Origin of the sequence: Actinomyces sp. Z16 (assembly GCF_003111765.1) — a bacterium.
Taxonomy (GTDB): Bacteria; Actinomycetota; Actinomycetes; order Actinomycetales; family Actinomycetaceae; genus Actinomyces; species Actinomyces glycerinitolerans.
The window spans coordinates 1441131-1453672 of sequence record NZ_CP027862.1 but is presented as its reverse complement, the minus strand read 5'-3'; the positions used below and the strand labels follow the sequence as shown (position 1 = coordinate 1453672).

Here is a 12542-nt window from a genome sequence, read left to right as displayed (position 1 = left end):
CCGAGAGTCCTCGCCATGTCCACTCGCCCGCAAGCCACCTTCCTCCTACTGACCCTGCTCATCGCCGCCCCCGTGACGGCCATCCTCTTGGCGCTGAGCGGAGGCCCGTGGCGGTTGCTGCTCCTGGCGTTCTACCTGTGCGCGCTGTGCTACTGGCGTCTGGCGGAGCAGCGACCGTGGCGCGATCTCATGTACTCGGACGGGAGATCGAGAACGTGGGCCCTGCTCGCAGTCGGCGCCGCCGCACCGGTCATTGGTGGGCTCCTCCTGCGCGCGCAGGAGGAGCCCGGCTACGTAACAGCCGTAACCGCTTCCACACCGGCCCAGCTAGTGAGCGCTGTCGGCATGGCGGTGCTTGTCGGCTGCTGCCTGAATGCGATTCCCGAGGAGGTTGCCCTGCGCCGCGTCCTTCTGGATCCACTGCTCCGGCGCTGGGGCGCGCCGTTGGCCATATCCGCCACCGCCCTGGCGTTCGTGGCCTGGCACCTGCCCACCTGGCTGGATTCCGGGCTGACCGCATCGGCATACGCGGTCGAGGTTCCTGACAAGCTGGTCTTCGGTCTGGTAGCCGGCTGGTCGGTGGTACGACTGCGGTCCTTGTTCTTCGGCCTGGGTATGCACATGGGCTCGAACGCGGTCGGAGTGTTCCTCGACGCACTGGCTCCGCGGGAACAGTCCTGGGCCGCGCCCGATGCGCCCACCGTGCTCATCACCTCCGCCCAGCTGGCCGCGGCCGCACTGCTCGTGTGGTGGCTGAGTCGAACGCCGAACCCCGCCCACGGGAACGCCTCGTAAGCCCGCTTACTGTCCGAGTTCGGGACAAACGCCGCCGGTGAGACCCGGACCGAATCCAGAAACCGCATGATTCCAACGATCCCGAGACCGGAGATCGGCAAGACTGGATCGTTTGTCCCGGATTCGGACAGTTCTCAGATCCGACGGCGCAGAATCACGGAGTCCCAGCCGTCCAGGTCGGGCACGCCCAGGGCCGCATCGGCCGGCAGGGAGGCCATGAGCACGCGCTCGGCATCCTCCCACTCCCCAGGTCCAGCCCCTCGGCCGCCAGTCGACCACGCAGGGCGGAACCGGGCCCGGTCTCCAGCCCGGCACGCGTGCACGAGGCGATCAGCAGGATCTGCTTACGTTCGCCGTCGGCCCCCACGTACTCGCGCAGCAACGTCCACGAGTCGGCGGCGTCGGCATCCAGGAGCCGGAAGGTACCCAGGGCGACGGCGTCGTCATGGTGGCGCAGGGCGATCAGCGCCCGGTAGTGCTCGAAGACGCTGCCGGGCACGCCCACCTGGGCGGCGGCGTTGATCTCCGTGTAGTTGGGGGCGACGTCGATCCAGGGGGTGGCGGCGGTGAAGCCGGCGTTTGCGGTCGCGTCCCACTGCACCGGGGTGCGAGCATTGTCGCGCGAGTTGACGGCCAGGCCGGCCAGCAGGGCGGCCGGGTCGTCGCCGACGCCGGTGCGCTCGTGGAAGTAGTTGATGGACTCCAGGTCCCGGTAGGAGTCGATGCCGTGGAAGACGGTGTTGGTCTGGCCGAGTTCCTCCCCCTGGTAGACGTAGGGGGTGCCGCGGTGCAGGTGCAGGATGGAGGCGATGGTCTTCGCGCTCGTCTCCCGCCAGGCGGGGTCGTCGTCGCCGAAGCGGGAGACGGCGCGCGGCTGGTCGTGGTTGTCCCAGTAGTTGGAGTTCCAGCCGCGCTCGCGGGTGATGCGGCCGGTGGCGTCGACGTCGGGGGCGAGAGCGGCCTGCCAGCCGGCGAGGTTGCGCTTGAGGGCCACGCGGTCCAGCGGCTGCGGGTCGAATTTGCCGCCGGGGCCGTCGGTCAGGCCAACGTGCTCGAACTGGAAGACCATATCCACCTCGGCGCTCGCGGGATCGGTGAAGCGGGAGGCTTCGGCGGTGGTGACACCGGGGGTCTCGCCGACGGTGATGATGTGTCGGCTGCGCGGGGCGAAGACCGCCTGGTTCATCTCGTGCAGGAACTCGTGCACGCGCGGCCCGTTGGCGACCAGTGCCGCGCCGTCGCCGTACAGGGCGCCGTCCGGGCGGGGGCCGTCGGCGAGTGGGTAGGTCTTGGAGATCAGGTTGATGACATCCATGCGGAAGCCGTCCACCCCGCGGTCGAGCCAGCGCCCCATCATGTCGTAGACGGCGCGGCGCACCTGCGGGTTCTCCCAGTTCAGGTCGGGTTGCTTGGTGGAGAACAGGTGCAGGTAGAACTCCTGCGTGTCCTCATCCCACTGCCAGGCGGGGCCGGAGAAGAAGGATCCCCAGTTGGTGGGCTCGGTGCCCGGTTCCCCCGGCTGCCGGCCGGGGACCACCCGGGCGGGCCGCCAGATGTACCAGTCCCGCTTAGGGCTGTCCTTCGCACTGCGGGAGGCGGCGAACCAGGGGTGCTCGTCGGAGGTGTGGTTGACCACCAGATCCATCACCAGGCGCATGCCGCGCGCGTGTAGCCCCGCGATCAGGGCGTCGAGGTCCGCCAGCGAGCCGAACATCGGGTCGATGTCCTCGTAGTCGGAGATGTCGTAGCCGTTGTCGTCCTGCGGGGAGCGGTAGACGGGGCTGAGCCAGACGACGTCGACGCCGAGGGCGTCCAGGTGATCCAGGCGGGCGGTGATGCCGGGAATGTCGCCGTAGCCGTCACCGTCGGTGTCCTGGAAGGAGCGCGGGTAGATCTGGTAGACGACGGCGCGGCGCCACCAGTCGGCGTCGTCTCCGACGTGATGGGCGCTGACAACGAACGACGGCTGGGTCATGGCGAAAACCTTCCGGGCTGGACAATATCGAGGCCCGGGGGCATGGGACGACGGTATCCCTCTACCCCCGAGTACCGTCTTGACCGGTCCTAGCCGTTACTCGTACCGGTTAAGGTGTGTCACTGGTGCCGGTCTGGTGGTGTTGGAGCCAGCCTACGTCAAAGTGGTGGAGCGGTAAACCGTCCGGTCGAGGCACGGCTGCCCCGACCGGACGGCCGACTCACTTCTGGCTACCGCGCATGACGCCGGAGATGACCCAGCGCTGAGCGATCACGTAGACGAGGAACATCGGGGCGATCGCCATCAGGTAGGAGGCGAAGGACACCGGATAGTTCGTGTTGAACTGTCCCTGGAAGACGTACTGGGCCAGCGGCAGGGTCGCCTTGGACTGGTCGGTCAGGATCACCAGTGGGAGCAGGAAGTCGTTCCAGGCCCACAGGCAGGTCAGGATCCCGACGGTGGCGTTCATGGGCGACAGCAGCGGGAAGATGATCCGCCAGAAGATAGTCCAGCGGCTGGCACCGTCCATGGCGGCCGCTTCCTCCAGCTCCTCCGGAATGGACTTGATGAAGGAGGTGTACATCAGGATGTTGAAGGCCAGACCGTAGACCACGTACAGCAGGATCAAGCCGGCCTCGTTGTCCAGGTGCAGCAGAGCGGTCTCCTTGACAACCGGCAGCATGATGATCGGGAACGGCACGAACAGGGCCGCCACGAAGTAGTAGTACAGGCGGCGGAACCAGGGGCGGTGCATGTTGCGGCCCAGCGCATAGGCGACCATGGAGTTGGACAGCAGCGTGAACACCGTGGCGCCGACGGTGATGATGGCGGAAGTCAGCACCCGCCGAGGGTAGGAGGTCATCTCCCAGGCGGTGGCGAAGTTGTCCAGGCTCCAGGACCGGGGCAGTGCCCAGCCGGAGGTGGCCAGTTCCTCGGGCGTCTTGAAGGCGGTGACCACGGTGAAGTAGAGGGGCACCAGCACGGTCAGGCTGAGCACGATCGCCAGCAGGGTGGTCCACCAGTTGGTGCGACCGAAGACGCCCTTGGAGCGTCTGCGAACCCGGTAGACCTCGGGATCGGCGGTGCCAAGGCGGCTCTCAGCGGAGCCGGAGTTGTCAATGTTGGCGGTTGTGGCGGTCATGGCGGATCAGACCCTTTCCTGGCTCTGGGTGAAGCGCAGCTGGGCGAAGGACAGCAGCACCACGATGAGGAAGTAGATGACGCCGTTCGCCGTCTGGTAGGCGTATTCGCCGCCCTGGAAGCCGTTCTTGAAGATGAGGTAGGAGATGGACTGCGTGGCGGTGCCCGGGCCGCCGGAGGTCAGGGCGACGATCTGGTCGAAGACGCCCAGGAAGTTCTTGAAGGAAAGCACCATGTTGATGCCCAGGTAGGGGATGATCAGCGGCAGGGTCATGGACCACAGCCGCCGCACCGGGCCGGCGCCGTCGATGGCGGAGGCCTCGTAGATCTCATCGGGCACGGTCTGCAGGCCGGCCAGGTAGATGATCGTGTTGTAGGCGACCGCCTGCCACACGCCGACGACGACGATCGCGAGCCAGGCCAGGTCCTCGTTGGCCAGCAGCGAGGTGCTCAGCCACTCCCAGCCCAGCGCCTGCCCGATCTGGGGCAGGTTGTTGGTGAACAGGTAGCTGAAGATGTAGGAGACCACCAGCACCGGCAGGATGTAGGGCACGAAGAACACGCCGCGGAAGAAGGTGCGGGCCTTCATCTTGGAGTTGAGGATGAGGGCTAGCCCCAGGGCGATGATGTTGGTCAGGATGGAGGCGACGATCGAGTACTTGAAGGTGAACAGGTACGAGCCCCAGATGATGTCATCGGAGAACAGGTTCTTGTAGTTGGTCAAGCCGACGAAGTGCCAGTCGCCGTAGCCCTTGAAGTTGGTGAAGGTGTAGAAGACGCCCGTCAGCAGCGGGATCGTCAGCAACACGGTGAAGACGAGGGCCGCGGGGACGAGCATCCAGATGAAGGCCGGGTCGACCTTCTTGGCCTTGTTGTCCTGAATCTTGTGGGATACGGCCTGCGAGTCGCCGGCCCGCGGCGCAGTGGCGGTTTGCGTGGTCATGGTGGTTCGGTCCTCCTGCCTCAGGCCGTCTCGTTAATGCGGCGGACGACCTTGTTCCACTGGGCGTCCAGCGTGGAGATCAGCTGGTCCAGGTCGCCGTTGAACAGGTACTGCTGTATGTAGGCGTTCAGGGTGATGGCCGGCGGGAAGTTGTGGTCGGAGTAGGTGGCCACGCGCCCGGCGTCGAAGTAGGGCTGGAGCCCCTCCAGGGCGGGATCCTGGGCGGACAGCGTCGTCAGGGTCGGGTAGGCGACCTGCTCGTCGCAGTAGGCGGTCATGTTCGCCTCATCCATCAGGTACTGGAAGAAGCGCAGGTTCTCCTCCAGGTGGGCCGGGTTCTCGCCCATGGTCAAAGCCACGTCGACGCCGGAGACGACCTTGGTGTCGGCCGCGTTGTCGGCGGGAGCGGCGAAGGTCCCCAGGTTGATGTCCGGGTTGTAGGAGCGGATGGCGGGGATGGCGTAGGTGCCGTGCCAGTACATGGCCGCCTTGCCCTGCGCGAAGCCCTGGTTGCCGTCGTTGTAGCCCAGGGCGGCCTTGTCTGCGTTGCCGTACTGGATCGCCTGGTACATCTTCTCGAACACCGGGCTGAGCTCGGCGAAGGAGGTGCCCGAGTCGAGGTCGCGGCGCTGGTCGTACCAGGCGGCGACGCCGTCGGCGAGGAAGGAACCGGACAGGGAGTTAAAGGCGGGTGCGCCGGTCCAGTTGTCCTTGATGGCCCAGTAGAAGGGATCAATCCCCTGGGCGGTGAACTCGTCACAGACTTCGATGAGCTCGTCCCAGGTGGTCGGCGGCTCGAGGCCGGTGGCATCGAAGACGTCCCTGTTGTAGATGATGCCCGAGCCGTTGTCGGCGAAGGCGACGCCATTGGTCTGGCCCTCACCACCGGTGCCGAGCGTGTCCAGGATGGAGGCGATGGACGGGTTCACGCCGTCGAGCAGGTCGGTGCGGTTGAAGTCGTAGAAGATGCCCGTGTCGGCCAGGGCACCGTAGTTGTAGTCGCCGTTGATGGTGATCAGGTCCGGGGTGTCGCCCTTGACCAGGCGGGCGCGCAACGAGGTGATGTTGTCGGCCTGGAAGTTCTGAGTGACGACGATGTCCGGGTTGGCGGCATTGAAGTCCTCACAGATCTGATCGAACAGGGTGATGGCCTCGCTCTTGAACTGGAACAGCTCCAGGTGAACCTTGCCGTCTCCGGACGAGCAGCCGGCGAGGGTTCCGCCCGTGGCCGCGAGCGCCGCCGCCGTCGCCGTGCCGGCGAGGAAGGAGCGCCTGCTCAGTGCTCTCATGGGTACCTCCGTGCATCCTTGCTGAGGTTGGGGGGGTGGGAATGCCACCGGTCGGCGGCAACAAAGATTATTCTGCACCAGAAGAAACCCGTGCGCAAGCCCACGCGCACAGGTGTCGCCCCCGAGTCGGGCATGATGGGGTCATGGCCGACTCAAGCGCCCCGGCCGGGCCCACATCGCTTTGGACCGCTCTCAGCGACACCCAGCGCGAGATCGTGCTGGCCCTACTGCGTTACGGGCGACTACTGCGCCCCGAGATCATGCGCATCGTCGACATCTCCCCCGGTTCGGTCACCCGACTGACGACACCGCTGGTAGAGGCCGGACTTCTCACCACGCACACACTGCAGGTGGCCGACACCGGGCGGCCGCAGTCCCCGCTTGAGGTACGCGCCGACGCCGAGTCCGTCGTGGGGGTTGGCCTGTCAACGAACTTGCTGACCGCGGTCCTGACCGACCTGCGCCTGGGCGTGCTCGCCACTGTGCGCCGCCCGCTTACGGGCCACTCCCCCGCAGAGATCGTCACCGAGTTGGCCGCCGCGCTCACCGATCTCGCCGGTGGCGCCGCGGACGCCCCGCCACCCTCCTGCCTGGGGATCAGCCTGGGCGGCACAGCGCGCGACGGGCGCACGGTGGACGAGGCCGTGTTCTACGGCTGGCACCGAGTTCCCCTGGCCGATTTCGTTGAGGCCCGGCTGGGCGTGCCGACCATTATCGGCAACGACCTGACCGCACTGACGCTGCGGGAGGCCTGGTTCGGAGTGGGACGGGAACACGGCCGCTTCAGCCTACTCACGGTCGGTGCGGGCGTCGGCCATGGACTGGTAGTGGACGGCCAGGTCGTGACCAACGCCGACGCCGAGATGGGTCTACTGGGCACGGTGCCGGTGCCCGACGGCGCTCGGCCGGCCAGCGCCGCAGCGGCGATGGACTGCCTGACCAATGAGGCGATCGAACGCACCTGGGTACAGCGCGGCCACGACTGGCTGGCGGCGGCGGACGTCGTCGAGCTGGCGACCGCGGGTGACGGCGAAGCCGTGTCTCTATGCGCTTCCTACGCGCGCAGGCTCGGGCGTTTGCTGGGCATGGCCGCGGCGTTCACCCTGCCCGAGGTCGTGGTGGTTGCGGGCGAGCGCGCCGCCATCGCCACGCTCTTCGAGGACGAGGTGCAGCAGGGGATCGCCGCGGTGCGCCGTGCCAGCGCGACTCCGCTCGACGTGGTCGTGCGCGAGCACGACCGGGCCGAATGGGCCACCGGCGCTGCCGCCCTGGCCCTGCGTGCCCGAGTCCTGGGGCAGTTGTAAACGCGGCCGACCGCCCCAAAACGGGCCCTTCGTGTCTGGGGGTGTGGCGGGCAAGAGCGTCTGCTACGCGGGTTAGACGTTAACAACGCTACTTAACGGTCTGCTGTATACCTCGGAGCCCTTCAGCAGACGGTTAACCGGCGTTGTTAACCCCGAAGTGGCGTTGCAGACGTCCCCGGTTCCGGGCATGGGTATGTCGGCAGCCGACTCGGACGCGGGATGCCGGCGGCTGACTCGAGCACGGCCGGCAGCCGACTCGAGCACGGCCGGCAGCCGACTCGAGCACGGCCGGCGGCCGATTCCGGCACGCCATGGTCAACGTGGATGCGGGCGACCTCAAACGGGCTTGTCTGTTTCGTGGGTGTGGGGGTGAGCGCTGCTGCCCTGGCATGTTGGGTGGTGGGTGTGGGCGCGCCCCCGGACGCCCCGCCGGAGGCGGAACGTCCAAATCCGGCACAAAGGCCGTCGACGACCGCAGGGGTCGAGTTTGAAACCGCATGATTCCAACGTTCTGCCCACAGTCGCCGGCGACGTCGGAGTCGTTTATGCCGATCCTGGACACTTTGGGCCGCCACGCACGGCACTCGGCGCCGACGGCGGGCCGCGAGTGGGCAGGCCGCCCGCGCACCCGACGTCACGCCGGAATCCGGCATCACACCCCGGAGCTTGAAGAGTTGGTTTACGCCCGCCCGGGACTCCCGGGGTCGTGCAACACGCACCCAGGTCATTATCTGAATCAGCTCGCCGGAACAGGGCCGAGCGTCCCACCCTCCTGCCAGGTGACCGGCAGGACAACTTGCCGCGGCGCGCCGTCGCCGTCGCGCAACTCATCCAGGAGGTAGGCAACCGCGGCGGTGGCCTTGTCGCGAATCGGCTGACGCACCGTCGTCAGCGGCGGGTCGACGTAGCGCGCCAGGTCCAGGCCGTCGAAGCCGACCACGGAGACGTCGTCGGGCACCCGGCGCCCCGCCCGGCGCAGTCCCGCGGCAACGCCGAGGGCGAGCACGTCACCGGAGGCGAACACAGCGGTCACGGGAGACCTGCGCTCCGTCAGCCGCGCCGCCGCGGCAATCCCCTCATCGAAACCGACCTCGGTGAGCAGCACGTCCCGCCGCTCCACTCCACCGCCGTGGGCGGCGAGACCCTCACGCAGGCCGCGCAAGCGCTCGCGCACCACCCCGGGGATATCAGTCGTGGGGCCGACGAAAGCCACACGCCTATGCCCCACAGCCCCGAGCCGCTCGCCCACCATCCGCGCACCCCCGGCGTCGTCGATGTTGACGTAGGAGATACCGTCGCCGTCACGGTAGGAGTCGATGAACACCGCCGGCACACCGGAGCGCTCCAGGAACTCGCTGGGAGCCATGCGGGTGGTGGCCATGACAATCGCGCCGGCGACATTCCATGAGCGCAGCTGGGCGACCGTGTCCTCCGCCTTGGAGGCGCCGCAAAGCATGAGGGCATAGCCCTCCGCCCGTGCCGCCTGCTCGCACACGCCCACGAACATCGACTCGTACGGGGACTCCAGTGCCGGTCGCCCCGGAACCGCCTCGTAAACCAGGGCGAGGATCCGCGAGGACGAGCCCGCCAGCGAGCGGGCCGCGGCGCTGGGCACGTACCCCAGGGCGGCGATGGCCTCCTGCACGCGGGCGATGGTCGGCGCCGAGACCTTGCCAGTGCGGCCGTTGATGACGTTGGACACCGTCATGGCGCTCACACCGGCGCGCGCCGCCACGTCTCGTAACGTCGACATGAACCACTCCTGCCTGCTAGCAACACCTTGACGGCCGTACTTCCCGTCGATACAGTGTATGACGTTTACCGGTAAACCTCAGCCCGGTACCGACGAAGGACTCCATGATGCACACCCCCTCCCCCAAGCCAATCTCTCGACGCGGTTTCATCGCCGCCGGAACCAGCGCTGCTCTGTTGACCACCCTGGCCGCCTGCGGCGGCGGGAATACAACCGCGACAGTCCAGGACACCCAGGCCGCAAAGGGCCTCGACATTCAGGGCGACCACCTGACATACGACCCGAATACTCTGGTCAACAACGGAGACCCCATCACTATCGAGTGGTGGCTATGGGACGGCGACGAAAAGTTCAAGGCATTTGCCGATGCCTACAGCAAGATCCACCCCAACGTAGAGATCAAGATCGTAAACCAGGCCTGGGACGATTATTGGACCAAGCTGCCTCTCGCCCTCCAGGGTGATGACGGGCCAGCCTTGTTCAACATCCACAACTCCTACCATGAGAACGTCCTGCCCTACTGCGAGGCTTACAATATGGACCTGGACAGTCTCTCCCAGGACTTCGTCGGAGTCGACGGCCATGTAATAGACGACTCGGTTTACTACATCGACTACGGACTCATGACCGGCCTGATCTTCTACAACAAGGCCATGTGGGAGACCGCCGGCTTGACGGATGAAGATATTCCGACGACGTGGGACGAGTTCCGTGAGATAGCGAAGAAGCTCACCGTGCGTGACGGCAACTCGTTCCAACAGGCCGGATTCGACTTCAATGACAGCCTCTACCTCATGCTGTTGGGGAAGCACTACCAGTCAGGCTATAACCTGTTCGACGCTTCCGGAACTTCCGTCCAGGTCGACAACGAAGTGATGAAATCTGATTTCCAGTACTTCAAGGACCTGTACGACGTAGACCAGGTGGGATCACCGGACTTCGGCCCCAACGCGCAGGAAGCCTTTGGCCAGGGCCTATCCGCCATGCACTATTCGTGGGGACACCTTTACGGCACGATGGCTAACGACTACCCCGAGATCGAGTTCGGTACCTTCCAGTTCCCCGTCAACAACGCAGACGAGACCCCCTACGCATACGACCGCTACAACGGGGAATCCACTCCCGGCATCAACAAGAACGCCTCTGACGGCGCACGCGAGGTCGCGCAGGACTTCCTCAAGTTCTTCCTGACGAGTAACGATCTGCTCGTCGACCTCTGCCTCAACTACAGTCTCTTCCCCTCGTCGGTCGCGCTCGCTGACAACACCGAGATCAAGCAGCACCCCGTCACCAGCGCGCTCGGTTCGATCGACCGTTACGTGTGGCCCGGGCCTATGCCTGCCACCGTTGAAGACAACATGAAGATTGCCGTGTCCGACGTGCTTTACAACGGCGTCGGCATCCCCGAGGCCTTGACCACCGCAAAGGCGGCCATTGACGCTGACATCGCCAAGACCGACTTCAGCTCTGTCGAAGGTCTGTACGCCCACGCCGACGAGCTGGTCGGCTGACATCCACGGCGCACCCAGCCAGACGCCACCTAAAGGAGGACGGGTGGGCGGGGAGGGGGTCTCCCCGCCCACCTATCGTCATGAACCAACAAGTATTAGCGGCCGACTCATCGGCCCCGTCTCGCACCATCGCGCGGCACCGCCGCGCTTACAAGGGAGAAAGAACTCTCCGCAACAGCGTCGTCACCCTGATCGTCCTGTTCAACGCCGTTCTGCTCGTCTACCCGATAGGCAAGGCGCTCCTGGGATCCTTTCACCAATGGAACCCACTGAACGGAACCTATAAGTGGGTCGGCACGCAAAACTATGCCGACCTCTTTCGAGATCCGACTTTTTGGACCTCCCTCACCAATACCCTGTACTTCTCTGTCGTCGTAATCGTCCTGCGAGTCGGTCTCGGCCTCGCGCTCGCCTACGCCATTTGGTCGAAAGTGACTCGCCACAAGACCCTCTTCCGCACCATCTTCTACATGCCGACCGTCACTCCGATGGTAGCTATCGCCTACGTGTGGAAGATGATGTACAACCCTCAAATCGGCATTTTTCACAGCTTCCTCAACATTGACATCAACTGGTTGTACGACTCGCACTGGGCTTTGCCCGCGATCATGCTCATGACGGTGTGGAAGGACTTCGGTTATGCGGTTATCCTCTTTCTATCCGCACTGCACTCCCTGCCCGAGGACGCTCTTGAGGCCGCCAGCGTCGATGGAGCGAGTTCATGGAAGCGTTTCTGCCACATCATTTGGCCCCTACTGCGGCCGATGACAATATTCGTAGTCATCACCTCTCTCATAAGCTACGTGCAAGCCTACGTTCAAATCCTCATCATGACCCAGGGTGGGCCAGGAAAGTCCACGTTCCTCATTTCATACATCATCTTCGACGAGGCCTTCCAACAGTATGACTTCGGGTATGCGTCCGCGATTGCGTTCGTGCTTCTGGTTATCACCGCGGCACTCACTGCGGCGTCATTCGGCCTCAACTCACGGCGTTCAGGAGGCCAGCGATGACCAAGCGCGTCCAAACCATCGCCCTAGAAGCGGTCCTGCTCATTATCGGCGTCACGACGGTGTTCCCCTTCGTGTGGATGCTGTTTTCGGCCTTCAAGCCCAATTCGGAGATCCGCGCACTCAACCAGACGCTCCTCCCGCAGGAGTGGACACTCGACAACTTCCTTAACCTGCAGGACAAGTTCGACTTCATCCGCTTCTTCACGAACTCGCTGGGCATTGCGCTCATTGTGACCGGAGTAACTATATACACCAGTTGCCTGTGCGGCTTCGTGCTCGCTAAGTACCGGTTCCCCGGCCGTAGCGCCATTTTCGGTTTCATCCTTGGCACGATGATGATCCCCTGGGCCGTGACCATCATCCCGCGTTACACCATGTTCGCCGCATGGGGCCTGCGCGACAACTATCTATCGCTGATCCTGCCGGCAGCGATGAGCGGCTTCGGCATTTTCATGATGCGGCAGTCGATGGATGACATACCTGATGCAGTACTCGAGGCGGCGCGCATAGACGGCGCCAGCGAGATCTACATCTTCCACCGCATAGTCCTGCCAATGAGCCGTAACCCGATCTCGGCGCTCGCGATCTTTCAGTTCCTGTGGGCATGGGAGGACTACCTGTGGCCATACCTCATGATTGACAATGAGAAGATGCAGGTTCTCGCGGTCGGCCTTACGACCTTCAACGGACGCTATGGCACCGACTACGGCGGCCTGTTCGCCGCCACTACAATTTCGGTCATCCCCGTTCTCGTGGTTTACCTTATCTTCCAGAAACGCTTCATCGCCGGCGCCGCCGCCGCGGCAGTAAAGGGCTGAT

Annotated in this window: 9 protein-coding genes and 1 pseudogene; 5 read left to right on the top strand and 5 right to left on the bottom strand. The window is 64.9% G+C overall.

The genetic code is table 11. The features are described from left to right. Positions 1-15: 15 nt before the first annotated feature. On the top strand, positions 16-795 hold the full coding sequence (locus tag C3B71_RS06010) for a CPBP family intramembrane glutamic endopeptidase (protein WP_108966793.1): 780 nt from the start codon (positions 16-18) through the stop codon (positions 793-795). Positions 796-929: 134 nt separating this feature from the next. Here the strand turns inward: C3B71_RS06010 and C3B71_RS06005 are convergent. The 4 genes and pseudogenes from C3B71_RS06005 to C3B71_RS05990 form a co-directional block, all read right to left on the bottom strand. After that, positions 930-2770, bottom strand: a pseudogene (locus tag C3B71_RS06005) (alpha-glucosidase). 220 nt (positions 2771-2990) lie between these two features. Further along, positions 2991-3911, bottom strand: a complete 921-nt coding sequence (locus tag C3B71_RS06000; protein WP_108966789.1) for a carbohydrate ABC transporter permease — start codon at positions 3909-3911, stop codon at positions 2991-2993. Positions 3912-3917: 6 nt separating this feature from the next. Continuing rightward, on the bottom strand, positions 3918-4853 hold the full coding sequence (locus C3B71_RS05995; protein ID WP_234416136.1) for a carbohydrate ABC transporter permease: 936 nt from the start codon (positions 4851-4853) through the stop codon (positions 3918-3920). 20 nt (positions 4854-4873) lie between these two features. Continuing rightward, positions 4874-6142, bottom strand: a complete 1269-nt coding sequence (locus tag C3B71_RS05990) for an ABC transporter substrate-binding protein (protein ID WP_108966787.1) — start codon at positions 6140-6142, stop codon at positions 4874-4876. A gap of 143 nt (positions 6143-6285) precedes the next feature. On the opposite strand from C3B71_RS05990, the gene C3B71_RS05985 reads away from it, so the two are divergent. Further along, complete coding sequence (locus tag C3B71_RS05985; RefSeq protein WP_108966785.1) at positions 6286-7446, top strand: ROK family transcriptional regulator; 1161 nt, start codon at positions 6286-6288, stop codon at positions 7444-7446. Positions 7447-8182: 736 nt separating this feature from the next. Here C3B71_RS05985 and C3B71_RS05980 read toward each other — a convergent pair. Beyond that, positions 8183-9199, bottom strand: coding sequence for a LacI family DNA-binding transcriptional regulator (locus C3B71_RS05980; protein WP_108966783.1), 1017 nt, complete (start codon positions 9197-9199; stop codon positions 8183-8185). A gap of 104 nt (positions 9200-9303) precedes the next feature. Between C3B71_RS05980 and C3B71_RS05975 the strand changes: the two genes are divergently transcribed. The 3 genes from C3B71_RS05975 (at position 9304) to C3B71_RS05965 (ending at position 12541) form a co-directional block, all read left to right on the top strand. Next, positions 9304-10710, top strand: coding sequence for an ABC transporter substrate-binding protein (locus C3B71_RS05975; RefSeq protein ID WP_234416135.1), 1407 nt, complete (start codon positions 9304-9306; stop codon positions 10708-10710). Between the two features lie 80 nt (positions 10711-10790). Continuing rightward, positions 10791-11723 carry a carbohydrate ABC transporter permease gene (locus tag C3B71_RS05970; RefSeq protein WP_083565231.1) on the top strand — a complete coding sequence of 311 codons (933 nt, stop codon included), beginning with the start codon at positions 10791-10793 and terminating at the stop codon, positions 11721-11723. Next, positions 11720-12541 (top strand): carbohydrate ABC transporter permease, encoded by an 822-nt coding sequence (locus tag C3B71_RS05965; protein WP_108966780.1) that lies wholly within the window; start codon positions 11720-11722, stop codon positions 12539-12541. Before C3B71_RS05970 ends, C3B71_RS05965 begins: the two co-directional genes overlap by 4 nt. The last annotated feature ends 1 nt before the right edge of the window (position 12542 follow it).